Raw genomic sequence first — 16,215 nt, forward strand, 5'->3', positions numbered from 1 at the left:
AGGATCGCCGAAGCAATCCTCTGTATGGCTGATGCTTACCGTCTGATTTGCCGATTGATTTCTTATCGAGAGTCCCACTGAATTATAGAACTGAATTATAGAAGTAAGCATTTGAACCTTTCAGGTCCTTACGTCAGATTGCTTCATCCCGATTGCATCGGGATTCGCAATGACGGTGTTTTTGTTCTTTGGTTCGTCATTGCGAGGAGCGACGGTAGGAGTGCCGAAGCAATCCTTCGAAAGATTTTTGCTTGTTGTCCGTTTGACTGATCGTACCGATGATTTATACTCTGCTGGAGATTATCGTTTGGTTCTTTAGGTGCAATGACGGTGTATAATGTTCCGTGTGAAATAGCGATGTTACAGGGACTCGATGAGATGTTTGAGCTAGAGCTCAAAGGTGTAAAACCCTTCCAGCGAGATTTCCTGCTCAAACAGCCCGAAAACGGCAGAGCCCGAACCGCTCATGGCCGCATAGGTCGCTCCGGCCGAATATAGCTGATTCTTCACGTCTCGGATTTCAGGGAACTGGGCAAAAACCGATGCCTCAAAATCATTTTGAAGTACGTCCTTCCATTGGTCGATCGGTTTACTCAATATACTCTCAATCGAATGGGTTGGAGCAGCAGGCTTAACCAGGCTATAAGCCTTTTGTGTACTCACGTGAATTTGAGGATGTTTGATGGCTATGTATTTTCCCGAAAGGTTGAGTGCGGTACCCTTAAAATTGGTTCCAGTACCCGTAGCAATGACTGGTTTATTTTCAATAAAAAAGGGGCAGTCGCTGCCCAACTGACCAGCCAGCTTTTGTAGTGTAGGCACGTCTATTCCCAATTCAAACAGATCATTGAGCATTTTCAAGGTAAATGCTCCATCCGATGAGCCGCCACCCAGACCCGCACCCATAGGGATCACTTTATGCAGGTGTATGTGTACACCCGGGAGATCGTAAGTCTTCTTCAGGAGATGGTAGGCTTTGATGCACAGATTAGACTCCTGAGTGCCAGGTATATCCAGGCCGGAAGAGGTGAACGTTAATTTTTCAGATGGAAGTACTTCCAGTGCGTCACACCAGGGGATGGGGTAGAAACAACTTTCTATGTTATGGTAGCCGTCGGGTCTTTTGGCGACGATATGCAGACCCAGGTTGATTTTGGCGTTGGGGAAGGAGAGCATTAAAGGGAAGTGTGATGTGAAGAAAGTTGAAAGTGCGGGTCGTTGCACTTTCAACTATCTCATAGGTTTTTTATTTTCCCATCTGCTCGATGATCTCCTCAGAGATACCAGTGTTGGAGTAACCTCCATCGTGGTAAAGGTTCTGCATGGTGATCATTTTGCTGAGGTCTGAGAACAAGAAAATACAATAGTTGGCACAGTCGCCAGCCAATGCGTTGCCTAGTGGTGACATCTTATCAGCAAAATCAAAGAAGCTATCAAATCCACCAATGCCCGATCCTGCGGTGGTTTTGGTAGGAGACTGAGAGATGGTGTTTACACGTACTTTTTTGGCTTTCCCCAGTCTATATCCGTAGCCTCTGGCTATAGATTCCAATACTGCTTTGGCATCAGCCATATCAGTGTAGAATGGATAAGTCCGCTGTGCGGCAATATAGGATAGACCTACTACAGAGCCCCACTCACTGAGAGCATCCTGCTTTTCGGCTACAGCCATCATCTTGTGAAATGAAAGGGCAGATACGTCCAGTGATTTTTGGTACCAGTCGTAGTTGAGGTCTCCGTAAGATCTTCCTTTCCGGATGTTTGGAGACATCCCTATGGAGTGCAATACGAAATCTATTTTTCCGCCAAGGATTTCCTGGGATTTTGTGAAGAGGTTTTCCAGCTCTTCCACTGAGGTAGCATCTGCAGGAATAATTTCGCTTCCTGTTTTTTCAGCCAGCTGATTGATGGCGCCCATTCGCATAGCGATAGGAGCATTGGTCAATGTAAAAGTGGCACCCTCTTCGTGCGCCCGCTCAGCCACATGCCAGGCGATAGAGTTTTCGTCTAGCGCTCCTGATATGATTCCTCTTTTTCCTTGTAATAAATTATTGGCCATTGTTTATTGGTTTTATTTCAGTGTTCAAAAATAGGGTAAATAACCTGTACTGCCAATGTAAATACCATGGCATCAGGCAAGGGATTGCTTCGAGTGGTTTATGAGACCGGGTTCAGTAATTCTTTTGCACTTTGCATGGCGCTGGCTCCGGGTTTTTCACCACCGATCATCTGGGCAATGGCCAAGACCCGTTCCTCTTCCTGAAGCTTTTTGATCTTACTCACAGATTTGTCTAAAGAGTGATCTTTGTAGACAAAATAGTGTGCATCTCCACCTGCGGCAAACTGTGGAAGGTGACTGATCGAGACTACCTGATGGTTTTTGGCCATTTGCTTCATCATGCTCACCATTTGCAGGGCGATCTCTCCAGAAACCCCGGTATCAATTTCATCAAAAATGATGGTAGGCATGGCGGTCTTGTCAGCCAGCAGGTACTTCACCGCAAAGATCAGCCTGGAAAATTCACCACCAGAGGCTACATTTTTCAATTCCCGGGGTTGTACACCCTTATTGGCGGAGAAAAGAAGCTCTACAAGGTCCAGTCCGTTGATATTGGGTTCTGTCGGGGTGATTTTGATGGAGATATTACCATTTTCTATTCCCAGCTTAGTGATGAGTGCTTTGATAGCCTCTGCGAACGGCTGAGCATGTTTCTGTCTGCTGGCAGTAAGTGCCTTACCAGTCGATAGCATGGCTTTCTGAGCCTCTTCGAGCGCGGCTTTGGCTTTTTTAATTTCCGAATCTATATTGAGCACGTCTTCGAGCGCAGCGCTGAGTTCATCTCTGAGGGCGATTAGTTCGGCCACCTCGTTGGTGTGGTGCTTTTGCTGAAGTCTGAAGAGCAGATCAATTCGCTCTTTGACCACCTGAAGCCTTTCCGGGTCCAACTCCACACGGTCTTGCTCATTGGCGATTTCGCGGGATATGTCCTGAAGCTCTATGCTCGCGCTGTTCAGGCGTTCGAAGAGTTCTTCCAGCCTTTTGGAGAACCCTTTGATGGAAGAAAGCAGGGGGAGTCCTTCCTGAAGCTGATTGATCAGAGAGATTTCAGATTCGTCCAGGAGCTGATTGAGCTGACCCAGGTTGACTTTGATCTCTTCGGCATTTTCAAGTATCTCCAATTCTTCCTCCAATAGCTCCAGCTCTCCTGCTGAAAGTTGAGCCTCAGCCAGCTCGTTATACAAGTACTGCTTGTAATCGGTGTCTTTGGCACTCTCCTGAGCTTTTTTTACCAGCCTGGAGTAGGTCTTTTCCGCACTTGTAAACTCGGCGTAAGATTTTTTGTATTGAGCAATGAGCTCCTGATGGCCAGCGTAAATGTCCAGTATTTCCAGCTGGTATTCGTTGCTGCCCAGGTGTAGTGATTCGTGCTGAGAGTGGACGTCCATCAGGTGTACTCCCAGCGTTTTGAGCACGTCCAGAGTCACGGGAGTGTCATTGATGAATGCTCTGGATTTACCAGAGGGGCTAATCTCCCTTCTGATGATGCATTCACTTTCAAAGTCCAGATCGGCAGCTTCGAAAAGTGCTTTGAGTTTGTAGTTTTTAATATCAAACACACCTTCCACTACACATTTTTCTTCTTCACTGAAGAGTGCTTTGGTGTCGGCTCTATTGCCCAATAGCAAGCCTACAGCTCCTAGCATGATGGATTTTCCGGCACCGGTTTCACCAGTAATGATGTTGAGATTTGGAGAAGGAGACATCTCCAGGCTTTGAATAAGTGCGTAGTTTTTGATGGAAAGAGATCGGATCATTGATTATTCTGCCTTTACTTCGGCCCAGATTTCGTCCAGCTGAGCCAAAGGCAAATGTAATATATGACCTTTAGTATTTTTCACTTTTAAGGTATCCGATTTTAGGCTGAGCGGAGTGGCCAAAGTGACGGTGGCGTCATGCGAAACGAAACTGAGATATTGGTCTCCCTGGAAGTGATCAGCGATCTTTTCGGGTGAAATTCTAATCAGTCGCTTCGCCATTACTCTATGATTTTTTTGAAGGTATCTGATTTGCTCGGATCTAACTTTGACAGAATCTCATAAGACTCCCTTTTTTGCGTAGGGTTTCCTTCCTTGAATATCTGAGAAAGCTCTTCGGCTTTGGCATCCAGGAAGCTAATTGTCAGAATGGATCTTGGCCTTGATTTATTGGCTGTTTGTATGAGCTTGAGCCCATTGAGAATGCTGTTTCTCGCTGCTTCCGGGTCGTCCATAAATACGTCAAGTCCCTTGAGGTGATACTCGTAAACCGCCTTTCTGAGCGGCTCAAAATTACTTCCCATTAGATTTTCACTTAACCAGTAGCGGTTTCTCACACTGTTGAACTGTGACCATCCGGAGTAATTTGAATTTTGGGCATTGGAGACAATCTGATTAGCGATTTGGAAATATCGGGTACCTCCAAGTTCAGAAAATGAATCGTAGTCCATGCCGATAATGGTGTAGGCGTAGTAGGCAAGGAGGGAGGTGATGTTGCTGGTAAATGAGTTTTCGTTGAATTGTAGCGGCTGGGATTGTACATATTCAAATTGCCAGTCGCGATCTGCAAAATTGAAGACCACTGTTTCATAGCTGGCATTATACACTGGTCTGGAGGAGAGTATCTGCACGGAGGCACCCCACCGGCCTGAGCTGGGGGTAGACTCATTCGGATCCAGGGTAAGAATAATGTTACAGTTGATTCGCTCTTCGGAGCTGAACTCGTCATCGGTCCATTTTCGGTTGTTCAGAAACTGGGTGAAAGAGGTCTCCATATCACTGAAAATATTTCGCTCAGTGGTCTGGATTTGTTGTGCATTCACTACCACCCGGCAGTTGAGTTCCTGTGCGGTGGTGCTGAGTGCACCAATGAAAAGAATAAAAACGAGGAGTCTAGCCATTGAGTGATTGTTCAATAAAGTCTACCAGATCTTTGGCAACTTCAACCTTACTTTTCAACTCAAAATGTTGTTCTTTATTATGTCTATCGAAGATAGATACTTTATTGGTGTCGTGGGCAAAACCAGCGCCTTCATGATTCAATGAATTCAAAACAATCACATCCAGGTTTTTGCTTTCAAGCTTTTTCCTGGCATTTACTTGCTCTTCATCTGTCTCCAGCGCAAACCCGACCGTGAACTGATGTTTTTTCTTCATAGCGCCCAGCTGGCTGGCAATGTCAGGGTTAGGCACGAGTGTGATTTGGAGGGCCCGTTCTTTTTTCTTAAGCTTGGAAGTGACCATTGTCTCAGGCTTGTAATCAGCTACTGCCGCTGTGAAAATACCGATATCACTCGTTTCGAAGTAGGCTTTGGCAGCTTCAAACATCTCTTCTGCCGAGGTGACTTTAGTGACTCTGATGAGGGGGTGATGCGGAGCATGTGCTGCAGGACCGGAGATGAATTCCACTTCCGCTCCCCTGTTGGCTAGTTCCAGTGCTATAGCCTTGCCCATCTTGCCTGTGGAGTGGTTGCCAATAAATCTCACCGGATCGATGGACTCGTGTGTGGGGCCAGAGGTCATCATCACCTTCTTGCCCACAAAGGATTGGGTTTGCTGAAAGAAGGATTTTACTTTTTCCAGGATGTGCTCCGGCTCGGCCATGCGCCCTTCTCCTGTGAGACCACTTGCCAGTTCGCCAGATTCTGCATCTACGATAATGTTACCATAGTCCGCGAGGGTTTTCAGGTTTCTCCTGGTAGCAGGATGCTGATACATGTCGAGATCCATCGCCGGGCATACCATCACCGGACACCTGGCTGAGAGATATACGGCAGTGAGGAGGTTGTCAGCGGCACCATTCGCCAATTTTGACAAGGTATTGGCACTAACAGGCGCCACGATCATGAGGTCGGCCCACAGGCCCAGCTCCACGTGGTTGTGCCACTCACCGTTTTCGTTTTGATAAAAACTGGAGAGTACCGGGTTTTTCGATAGGGTGGCCAGCGTAAGTGGTGTAATGAAATCTTTGGCGCTTTCGGTCATGATCACCTTCACTTCCGCTCCTGACTTGACGAGTAAGCGCACAAAAAAAGCGGCTTTATAGGCTGCTATGGAGCCACAAACCGCTAAGAGTACTTTTTTTCCTTCCAGCATTGCTGGTAAATTAAGCTTCTTCTGGATCAATACTTCTGTAAGAGATCTTTCCTTCCATAAATTCTTCTACAGCCACTGAAGTAGGCTTAGGCATACGCTCGTAGAATTTGGAGATTTCTATCTGCTCTCGGTTCTCAAAGATTTCTTCCAGATTGTCCACTGAAGAGGCGAACTCAGCCAATTTTGAGTTGAGTTCTTCTTTCTGCTGGGCAGAGATTTGTCTTGCCCGCTTACCTATCACGGCAATAGATTCGTAAATATTGCCCGTAGGCTCAGCTATTTTCTCGTTATCTCTTGTGATTATAGATGCGTTTGTAGCCATTTTCTTAAGGATTCTGATTATTTTGATCGGCAAAGATAGTCAATTGTTCAATGCTATCCCCATAATATTCCTCTGCTTCTTTGAGGAATTTACTGTTGGGAAATTTGTCGATAAATTTCTGATATAACTCCACCACTTTTTTGTATCGCTCTTCCTGCTTGGACTTGATACTCACACCTGCTAGTTCGTGTGCGGTTTCAATCCCCAAAAAGGCAAGTTCTTCATTGTATTTTGAATCAGGATAGTCATACTGAAAGTTGTCAAAAGCAATCAATGCTGCTTTGTAACGCCTTAGCTGATGATAAAGTTTCGCGTTTTCGTAGGCCTTTTTCTCCAGCTTCACCTGTAGGGTATTGATGTGCTGATCTGCCTCGTCTGCATATTCAGAGTAGGGGTATTTATTCAAAAAATTCTGAAGTGATGTGAGTGCTTCATATGTACTGGTCTGGTCCAAGCTGGCCTGTGGAGACTGCATGTACAGCGAATTGGCAGCCATGTAGGCGGCTTCCTCTACATATTCACTCCGGGCATAGATCTCAGTAAATAGCTTGAAGTAATGAGCACTCAGAATAAACTGTTTCTGATAGTAGAAGGTGTATCCGTAGATAAAGTTGGCGTATTCTGCTTCCTCGGTACCACGAATGATGGGGAGAATCTCCTCCAGCAACGTGTTGGACCTGAAGTAGTCTTTGTTTTCGTAATAATCAAGCGCCGCGGCATACTTCACCTTCCAGTCACCACTCTTCTGTATTTTCCTGAATTTGGTGCAAGAGACACTTGCCACCAATAGTAAAATCAATAATATGTTCCCTGATAGTCTCCTCATTTTCTCAAATTGGACGCAAACTTAATGGATTTAGATGGTCTATTGAAAAGAGCCATCGTCATCTACTGTTTTTAGATTTTTATTTGGTTTGTTAATGCTTTTTTTAACCGTATTCGGTTCGACGGATGTAGGTGTATTCACACTGGAGCTACTGGTTGGATTCAAAGACCTAACGGGGGTATTCTTCGGTTTAGTATTTTGAGTGGGTGTGTACGTCTTATTTTGAGATCCTGATTGGATATCCCCCAGGGCATCCGGTTTCACCTCTACTGGAATAAATTCATAGTCCGGATTGAGGTATGGAGCAATCTCAAAAAGGGTGGGGCGTTCGGTTTCGCGCCAGGCAAAATTAGTGAGGTACTGCATCTCTTCGGTAAGTTCGTGTGGAGGGATAAACTGCGCTTCGGGGTTAGTGTAAACCGAAAAGCTGGAGAGCTTCTGTTCTTTGAATCGGATCTGCATCGAGGCGCAAAAGATTTTATTCATACCCATGAGCACTGAGTCACCCTCTTCGAGTGCGAAATAGAGGATTTCTCCATTGCCATTCACGTTGATCCGGTCTATCTGATTGTCCACGAAATGGGCAATCATGTTCCGACCTTTGATTTGGTTATAGTTTTCTATCGAGTCTTCGGACACCAAAAATGCATCGGAGCGGAGGTTCATCCGTTTCATTTCATCTTCGGATATTTCCAGGTTAATGGTGTCAGCGGTGATCTGATTCTGATTGTTCCACATGACAGGGTCTCCGTAGAAAAAGATCACTGAATCTTCATTGAAGTAGGCCATGGAATCGGCGATGCCTTGCAGTCCCTCCTTGTAGATTTTTACATTCTTATAGGCCAATATTCTCCTGGCAGAATCGTACTTGCTTTCTATAGCTACCAGGGTGTCTGCAGCCAGATAGAGGGTGTCTGCCTCGAGTATTCTTTTCATGAGCGGCCGGCCATATACTTTGCTGATACCATTGCGGCGGTCATAGTAGCCTTCATCTCCGGTGATAATCACGTCTTCATCCTTAGCAGTCATCTTCACATTGAATACTGCCTTGTAGTACTTCTCTCCATCGTCAAAATAGAGTTCATCTCCTTCCAGGTAATAATCCCGGGTTTCGATGCTTCCTTTTACAAAATCTGATTCATCCACTACTGTTCTGAATTCTCCTCCCTTGGCATGCAGTACTGTTCCGTCATCGGAGGTGATCTGAGTTGGCCCATAGGTATAGGCCACTTTGGTAAGGGTGTTGTAGCGTAGTGTATCAGTTTTAAGTACAAAGTCCGGGGAAGTGAGTACCACGTTTTTATAAAATTGTGCGAACTCATCTTTAGCAAAATAGTAGCCAATTTCACTCGTGAGCACATTGGTGGTGTCTATAAGCTTGCCTTTGTTGAAGTAATGAGCGATTTCCCCTTCCAGATCATAGTCGAGAAAATCAGTGTAGAGTTCACGTTCTCCACGTAGATAGACTACATTTTGGCGGAGCTTTGCCATACGCTCATCTCCCTCATAGACCAGCTGCCTGGAGGTGATAGTGGTGGAATCATCCACTATTCTCACATGCCCTGTAGCCTCCATCACGTTTCGTTTCTTGTAGAAATAAGATGTATCGCAGTAGACCGTGGTACTCTTTTGGGTGAATACTACATCTCCGGTCAGTTTCCGATAGCTTTCATCCTTCTTTTTTCCATACTCCAACTCCTCAGCTTTGTACTTGATGCGCTCACCTTTTTGGGCCTGGGCCACAGTAGAGAGGCATAAAATGATGACAAGGAATATATAATATTGCAGTATCTTAAACATGAGCGTGCAAAGCTAATAACTCTAAACGATAGCTGGGGTTGCGAAATTATGTATCAGTCCTTTTTAACATTAATTAAAGAAAATGCCCTGATCGCTCAGGGAGATAAAGTGCTGATCGCCGTGAGTGGAGGGGTGGATTCTATGGTGCTGGCTCATTTAATGCTGAAGTCAGGCTTTAGCCTGGGGGTTGCTCATGTCAATTATCGCTTGCGGGGAGACGACTCTGAGGAGGATGAGGCATTGGTACGAGATTGGTGTCATGCGCATGAAGTTCCCTTTTTTCTTCATCGGGTTGATCCGGCTATTTATGATGCAAGGGAATCGATCCAGATGGTGGCACGGAAGGAACGTTATAAATTCTTTGATCAGCTGCGTAATAAGCAGGGGTTTACCAAAGTAGCTACTGCGCACAATGCCAATGATAACCTGGAGACTGTGTTGCTCAACCTGACAAAGGGCACGGGAATCCACGGGCTTACCGGTATTGCTATGAAGGGTCCCGGGTTAATTAGGCCTTTGCTTTTCGCGACCAAAGAGGAGATTTACGCTTTTGCCAGAAGTGAGGCCATCTCATGGCGTGAGGATGTGTCCAATCAGAAAAATGACTATCAGCGCAACCTCATCAGGAATGAAGTGGTGCCGCTATTGAAAAAGATCAACCCGGCTCTGGAGTCTACTTTGCAGGATACGCTGCTACGCTTGCAAGGCACCGCACAGCTGCTGGAGCAAGCGGTGGGGGTCAAAAAGGCAGTGGAAATCGAGGGTCGCTGGCTGCTCAATGTGGAGTGGTATCAGGGCCATCCGGATCAACTAGTTATTCTTACCGAATTGATTAAACCCTATGGTTTTGGCTTTGCTGATGCCCGCGACTTGTCAGGAGCGATATTGAGTGGGCAGCCGGGAAAACTCTTTTACTCCGGTGGCTACGAGATGAATCTGGACAGAGGACAGTTGTACATCACACGGAGAGTGGATACTTCTGTAGAGGGGGAAATGATGGTACCGAAAGATGAAGGTACCGTCAGTGTTGGGGCTTTCAATATTCACCTGACCTACTTCAGCGGAAATGGACTTCCCTCACATGATCCGACCACTACAGCATTTTTTGATCCTGATGAGCTTACTTTTCCCTTGAAACTGCGTCCTTGGAAGCAAGGAGATGCTTTTTATCCTTTGGGCATGGCGGGCAAAAAAAAGGTAAGTGATTTTATGATTGATTCTAAAATTCCAGTAACATTGAAAAAAGAGGTTCTTGTTCTGGAATCAGACGGTCAAATCGCCTGGATAGTAGGTCACAGAATGGACAACCGATTTAAAATCACCTCCAAAACCGCCCGAATGTTGAAACTAGAAGTGTTGCGTCATGCTTAGGTTTTTCAAAAGGAAGTATTCGGATACTGACATTGTCATGTTCAATTTCTTGAGGAAAAACCGGCTTTTCGAGTCCCTCACAGATGATGAACTTGCCTACTTTTTACCTTACCTGTACATGAGGAAATACCACGAAAATGAAGTGGTTTTTTTCACAGGAGATCCCAGTCAGGCGGTCTACATCGTTAAGAGAGGGATTGTGTCACTCAATCTGGATATCAAAGAAGGTTTTGAACGGCTGCTGACCCTTCGTAGCGGGAAGCTCTTTGGTGACAATGCAGTACTCAAGGGTACTAAGCGAATCTACACCGCCATCGTGCTGACCAATGAATGTGAGATCTATGTGATCCCCAAAGCCAACCTGATGGAAGTGATGAACAACCATACGGAAGTCAAGGCAAAGATTATGTCTGCATTTGCTGAAATGTACAATGAGTATATGAATAACCTTTTCAAAACCTACAAAGCTTCTCTGGGTTTTTTCGATCTGGGCACCGTGTATTCAGACATGAAGCTTTAATCCTCAAAGCTTTGCGATTCGCCCTTTGGATAGTAGTTTTGAGCACAGAAAAGTTTCAAAGATAAAATCCCATAAATCATGAAAGTAACCGTTGTAGGTGCAGGCGCAGTAGGTGCAAGTTGCGCAGAGTATATTGCCATTAAAGATTTTGCTTCTGAGGTAGTCCTCATCGATATCAAAGAAGGCTTTGCGGAAGGCAAGGCCATGGATTTGATGCAAACCGCTTCTCTGAATAGTTTTGATACCAAAATTACCGGTACCACCAACGATTACACTAAAACTGCAAATAGTGATGTGGCCGTGATTACCTCTGGTATCCCGAGAAAGCCGGGAATGACCCGTGAAGAGCTCATCTCTACCAATGCCGGAATCGTGAAATTTGTGGCAGAAAGCCTTATCAAGCATTCTCCTAATGTGATCATCATTGTGGTTTCAAACCCAATGGACACGATGACTTATCTGGCGCACAAGGCCACAGGCCTTCCTAAAAACAGAATTATCGGAATGGGTGGCGCACTTGATTCTGCCAGGTTCAAATACAGACTGGCTGAGGCTTTGGATTGCCCGGCTTCTGATGTAGATGGTATGGTGATCGGTGGACACAGCGATACAGGCATGATTCCTTTGACTCGTCTGGCTACCCGAAACAGTGTGCCTGTTTCAGCATTTCTAAGTGCTGATAAGCTGGAGACTGTAAGCGAAGAGACCAAAGTGGGTGGAGCTACCCTAACTAAATTATTAGGTACCTCAGCCTGGTATGCACCGGGTGCGGCAGTGTCGGCCATGGTGCAGGCGATTGCTTGCGACACCAAAAAAATGTTCCCTTGCTCTTGCTTGCTGGAAGGCGAATATGGCCTGAGTGACATCTGTATAGGTGCCCCGGCCATCATTGGCAAAAACGGTATCGAGCAGATTGTGGAAATAGAGCTGGATGCTACAGAAAAGGCCAAACTGGCAGAAAGTGCGGATGCGGTGAGAAAAACTAACGGCTTGCTCTAAGCCTTTTTACAAAAGCACGTTGATCATTGATGTAGAAATCCCCGGAATGAAATCCGGGGATTTTTTTGTTGTTAGGAGACCAATCGTTTTTAGGACGATTTAAGGTCCGTTAGGTGGGGAATTTGGCAAAAAAGTACGTAACAGAGGGTTGTGATTTTACGTTTCCTGTTGTTGACCTGGGCATTATTTCAGGTCTTTTTCCAAAACTATTCTTGTGCTCACGAGTCAATTAATTTGTGATTTCCTTACAGACTATTGTATTTTGGGGATCTAAAGGCCTGAGGCCTTTCACTATGGAGAAGGACATATCTAAATGATAGAAAAATACGATCATCTGATACAGCAAAGTGATCTCATCAGTAGGGACCTGAGCTGGTTACATTTCAATTACCGCGTTTTGGCTCAGTCCATGAAAGAGGGGAGAAACCTCTTTGATAAGCTCAAATTCGTGGCCATCACGGCCTCCAATGCGGATGAGTTTTTCATGATCCGGGTGGGTAGTTTGTACAATTACCTGGACTATGGCAAAGATCGTGTGGACTACTCGGGGTTGCGGGCGGTTCCTTTCAAGCGCAAGCTGCTCCATGATTTTCAAGAGTTTAGCCGGGTTCAAAATGATCATTTCATTAACAACCTAAGGCCTGAGTTTAACAATCATCGCTTTCAGATCCTCGGTTATGGCAGCTTGCAAAAGCGGGAAAAGGAGCGTGTGACCAACTATTTTGAGAAAATCGTATTCCCCATGCTCACACCCATGGTGTACGATTCGTACCATTCCTTTCCTATTTTGATGAACAACATCCTGGTGTTTGGAGTGGTCACCAAGACTCAGGATACCAAGGAAAAACGTAAAATGTCCTTCATCCAGATTCCTCAGAATCTGCCCAGGTTCTATGAGATGGAGCGAAAGGACAAGATGATCTTTGTGCCCATAGAAGAAGTGGTGCGCCAGCACATCAGCGAGGTGTTTAAGAATGTGGAGATCACTTCTTCTACCTTGTTCAGAGTCACTAGAAATGGGGATTTCACCTTGGAAGAGTCAGAGGATGTGGAGGCCAATTTCATCGAGGAGATGAAAAAGAAACTCAAAACCCGTAAGACAGGTCGGGTGGTGAAGCTGGAGGTAGAAGGAGAGTATGACAAGTGGTTGATCAAGCAGCTTCGTACCAAATATGAAATTGATGAGGATAACATCATAGAAGTGCCCAAGGGTGCTTTGATGGACTATACGGGTTTGTGGCAGATTGTGAAGCACGAGGATTTCAGGGATTTCAGACCTGAAATGCCCAAGCCTGTGCCGCCACTGAGCATGTCTGAGTATGAGCATCCGGATATGTTCAAGATCCTGAAGGATCGGGATATTTTGCTTCATCACCCCTACAATAGTATAGATCCATTGATGGATCTGTTGGATCAGGCAGCAGAGGATCCCAATGTGCTGTCCATTAAGCTGACCATCTACCGCTTGGCGAAAAATTCCCGGGTGGTATCCGCTTTGCTGAATGCCGCGGAGAATGGCAAACACGTGTCGGTACTTTTTGAAGTAAAGGCGCGGTTTGATGAAGAAAACAACATGAAGGAGGCCCAGCGCCTTCAAAAAGCGGGTTGCTTTGTGATCTATGGGGTAGGTATGCTCAAGACCCATACCAAATTGCTGCTCATCGTTCGTAGGGAAGGGGAGAAAGTGAAGCGCTTTGTACACATGTCTAGTGGTAACTACAATGAGGACACTGCCAGGCTGTACACAGATATTGGGTTGATGACTTCCGATGAAGGCTATGCCAATGACGTGCAGGAGTTCTTCAATGTAATTACAGGCCACTCTGTACCTGACCGATACGATAACCTCATTACTGCACCTCGGGAGATGCGTTCCCGACTGATCGAGCTCATTCAGCAGGAGGAAAACAATGCCAAGAATGGACTTCCATCTGGTATTGTCATCAAGATCAACTCTCTGCAGGATATTGATACCATTATGGCGCTGTATGCGGCTTCCCGTGCCGGGGTGCCTATCCATTTGATTGTAAGGGGCATTTGTTGCCTCCGTCCGGGACGCCAGGGTTTGAGTGAGAACATCACGGTCCGGTCCATTGTGGGTGAGTACCTGGAGCATAGCAGAATTTTCTATTTCCACAATCAGGGCGATCCGTTGGTGTATTCCGGTAGTGCCGATATGATGGTGCGTTCTTTTGAGCGCAGGTTGGAGTCATTGTTTTTGATCAAAGACGAACTCTTAAAGCAGCAGGCCATCAACCTGCTATGTTATAACCTCAAAGACAATATCAATGGCTATGAGATGAAAGAGGATGGTTCTTTTGTGCCCATTACTCCTGAAAACGGAAAAGTGTTCAATATCCACAAGGAGTTTTACAAAGTGAAGCGTGAAGTAGTGATGTCTGCCAAACTCTTTTGAATCGAATGAACGCACAATATTGGATTGACAAACTCGGCCTGGAGCCGCATCCGGAAGGGGGCTATTACAAGGAGGTCTATCGAAACCCGAATACCATTCAGATCATGGGTGGTGGCGGAACCAGAAACCTCAGCACCAGTATTTATTTTCTATTGGAGGGCTCTCAAAAGTCTCATTTTCACCAGCTTAGCTCCGATGAGCTATGGTATTTTCATGCTGGGAGTGGTGCCAGGGTGCACGTACTAAACCATGGAGAATATTCTGAGCACCTTCTTGGCCTCAACCTTGAAGCGGGTGACCTGCCACAGTTGCTCCTTCCAGCCCGGTCCATTTTTGCCAGTGAAGTGTCTGCTCCCGATAGTTATGTGCTGATGGGGTGCATGGTCAACCCGGGGTTTGACTTCAAGGACTTCAGAATGCTCACTGCTTCAGAACTAGAAGAATCTTATCCTGGTCAGAAAGCGTTGATTCGAGAATTCACGTTAGGAGGATAGGACTGAAATAAGATTAAAAATCAACCTCCGGTAGGTTTGTTGTCAGCGCTATTTCCAGTATTTTGTTGACTTAATTATTTCTCTTTAAGTCAACCAAACCCATGAATCAAATAAAAATTCGATTAAGTGCCATGATGTTTCTTCAGTTCTTTGTCTGGGGAAGCTGGTTTGTTACACTAGGAACTTTTTTGGGCAATAATCTTGGTGCCACCGGTAGCCAGATTGGTATGGCCTTTTCCACCCAGTCTTGGGGAGCCATTATCGCTCCTTTTGTCATAGGACTCATTGCCGACAGGTATTTCAATGCAGAACGTATTTTGGGTATTCTGCACGTACTCGGAGCGCTTCTCATGTACCAGATGTACGTGTCTGCTGATTTTACGGCATTTTATCCTTATGTATTGGCCTATATGATCACTTATATGCCCACGTTGGCCCTGGTCAATTCGATTGCGTTCAGGCAGATGGAAAATCCTTCGGAGGAGTTCTCCAAAATCCGGGTATGGGGCACCATTGGCTGGATCGCCGCTGGGTTGGTGATCAGCTATTTGTTTTCGTGGGATGCCCCTGGGGCCATCTCCTCAGGGTTGTTGAAAAACACCTTCATCATGAGTGCCGCATCTTCGCTGATATTAGGGTTGTTTAGTTTTACACTTCCAGCTACTCCTCCAGGTATTGCCAAGGGGGAGAAGTTGCTCCTCAAAGACATTTTAGGATTGGATGCCCTCAGGCTTTTGAAGGATAGAAATTTCGCGGTGTTCTTTTTCTCTTCCGTGCTGATCTGCATCCCATTAGCTTTTTATTATCAAAATGCCAATCCGTTTCTTTCTGAAATGGGAGTGGCCAACCCCACGGGCAAGATGACCATCGGTCAGGTTTCTGAAGTGGGCTTTATGCTCTTGCTTCCAATATTCCTGAGCCGATATGGCATTAAGAAAACCCTGCTTTTTGGCATGTTGGCCTGGGTGCTGCGCTACCTGATGTTTGCTTTTGGTAATAATGAGGAACTGGTGGTGATGCTGCTCTTGGGGATTGCTCTGCACGGCATTTGCTATGATTTTTTCTTTGTGTCTGGTCAGATCTATACGGATTCCAAGGCGGGTGATAAGTTCAAGAGTTCAGCTCAGGGTATGATCACCCTGGCGACTTACGGAGTGGGTATGCTTGTGGGCTTTTGGGTAGCTGGTCAGATCACCGATTTTTATGCCCTGGAAGCTGGCCATGATTGGCGGGGTGTCTGGGTGGTACCGGCTGGCTTTGCTTTGATGGTCTTCTTTGCTTTCATGTTGACTTTTAGGAGCGAAGACATCAAATACGAGAAATAGCCTCTTGTGT

The 16,215-nt window shown here is 45.8% G+C and carries 15 protein-coding genes; 6 read left to right on the top strand and 9 right to left on the bottom strand.

Annotated features, from left to right (window positions below):
• Positions 1–387 precede the first annotated feature (387 nt).
• The 9 genes from ispE to ACHKAR_RS01535 all read right to left on the bottom strand — a co-directional run bounded on the left by ispE (position 388) and on the right by ACHKAR_RS01535 (position 9,080).
• On the bottom strand, positions 388–1,224 hold the full coding sequence (gene ispE, locus ACHKAR_RS01495) for a 4-(cytidine 5'-diphospho)-2-C-methyl-D-erythritol kinase (protein WP_395415954.1): 837 nt from the start codon (positions 1,222–1,224) through the stop codon (positions 388–390).
• Positions 1,225–1,246: 22 nt separating this feature from the next.
• Positions 1,247–2,059, bottom strand: a complete 813-nt coding sequence (locus ACHKAR_RS01500) for an enoyl-ACP reductase FabI (protein ID WP_395415874.1) — start codon at positions 2,057–2,059, stop codon at positions 1,247–1,249.
• A gap of 98 nt (positions 2,060–2,157) precedes the next feature.
• Positions 2,158–3,816: a DNA repair protein RecN gene (recN, locus tag ACHKAR_RS01505; protein WP_395415875.1), complete on the bottom strand. Its 1,659-nt coding sequence runs from the start codon at positions 3,814–3,816 to the stop codon at positions 2,158–2,160.
• Positions 3,817–3,819: 3 nt separating this feature from the next.
• Positions 3,820–4,038, bottom strand: coding sequence for a hypothetical protein (locus tag ACHKAR_RS01510; protein ID WP_395415876.1), 219 nt, complete (start codon positions 4,036–4,038; stop codon positions 3,820–3,822).
• Positions 4,038–4,937 (bottom strand): type IX secretion system protein PorD, encoded by a 900-nt coding sequence (gene porD / locus ACHKAR_RS01515; protein ID WP_395415877.1) that lies wholly within the window; start codon positions 4,935–4,937, stop codon positions 4,038–4,040. The genes ACHKAR_RS01510 and porD overlap by 1 nt, the downstream gene beginning before the upstream one ends.
• The gene (gene coaBC / locus ACHKAR_RS01520) at positions 4,930–6,132 is read right to left on the bottom strand and encodes a bifunctional phosphopantothenoylcysteine decarboxylase/phosphopantothenate--cysteine ligase CoaBC (protein WP_395415878.1); all 1,203 of its coding nucleotides are present in this window, start codon (positions 6,130–6,132) and stop codon (positions 4,930–4,932) included. The genes porD and coaBC overlap by 8 nt, the downstream gene beginning before the upstream one ends.
• A 10-nt stretch (positions 6,133–6,142) precedes the next feature.
• Positions 6,143–6,454, bottom strand: a complete 312-nt coding sequence (locus ACHKAR_RS01525) for a DNA-directed RNA polymerase subunit omega (RefSeq protein ID WP_159584604.1) — start codon at positions 6,452–6,454, stop codon at positions 6,143–6,145.
• 4 nt (positions 6,455–6,458) lie between these two features.
• A complete protein-coding gene (locus ACHKAR_RS01530; protein WP_395415879.1) occupies positions 6,459–7,280 on the bottom strand; it encodes an outer membrane protein assembly factor BamD in 822 nt (273 codons plus the stop codon).
• Between the two features lie 39 nt (positions 7,281–7,319).
• Positions 7,320–9,080, bottom strand: coding sequence for an OstA-like protein (locus ACHKAR_RS01535; protein ID WP_395415880.1), 1,761 nt, complete (start codon positions 9,078–9,080; stop codon positions 7,320–7,322).
• Positions 9,081–9,128: 48 nt separating this feature from the next.
• Between ACHKAR_RS01535 and tilS the strand changes: the two genes are divergently transcribed.
• The 6 genes from tilS to ACHKAR_RS01565 all read left to right on the top strand — a co-directional run bounded on the left by tilS (position 9,129) and on the right by ACHKAR_RS01565 (position 16,205).
• Complete coding sequence (gene tilS / locus ACHKAR_RS01540) at positions 9,129–10,451, top strand: tRNA lysidine(34) synthetase TilS (RefSeq protein WP_395415881.1); 1,323 nt, start codon at positions 9,129–9,131, stop codon at positions 10,449–10,451.
• On the top strand, positions 10,444–10,971 hold the full coding sequence (locus ACHKAR_RS01545; protein ID WP_159584600.1) for a Crp/Fnr family transcriptional regulator: 528 nt from the start codon (positions 10,444–10,446) through the stop codon (positions 10,969–10,971). The genes tilS and ACHKAR_RS01545 overlap by 8 nt, the downstream gene beginning before the upstream one ends.
• Positions 10,972–11,049: 78 nt before the next feature.
• Positions 11,050–11,970, top strand: a complete 921-nt coding sequence (gene mdh, locus ACHKAR_RS01550; RefSeq protein ID WP_395415882.1) for a malate dehydrogenase — start codon at positions 11,050–11,052, stop codon at positions 11,968–11,970.
• 313 nt (positions 11,971–12,283) lie between these two features.
• Complete coding sequence (gene ppk1 / locus ACHKAR_RS01555) at positions 12,284–14,386, top strand: polyphosphate kinase 1 (RefSeq protein ID WP_395415883.1); 2,103 nt, start codon at positions 12,284–12,286, stop codon at positions 14,384–14,386.
• A 5-nt stretch (positions 14,387–14,391) separates the two neighbouring features.
• Positions 14,392–14,880, top strand: coding sequence for a cupin domain-containing protein (locus ACHKAR_RS01560; RefSeq protein WP_395415884.1), 489 nt, complete (start codon positions 14,392–14,394; stop codon positions 14,878–14,880).
• Positions 14,881–14,981: 101 nt separating this feature from the next.
• A complete protein-coding gene (locus ACHKAR_RS01565) occupies positions 14,982–16,205 on the top strand; it encodes a nucleoside permease (protein WP_395415885.1) in 1,224 nt (407 codons plus the stop codon).
• Positions 16,206–16,215: the final 10 nt, after the last annotated feature.

The sequence above is a fragment of the Marinoscillum luteum genome (assembly GCF_044005705.1).
GTDB classification, from domain to species: Bacteria; Bacteroidota; Bacteroidia; order Cytophagales; family Cyclobacteriaceae; genus Marinoscillum; species Marinoscillum luteum.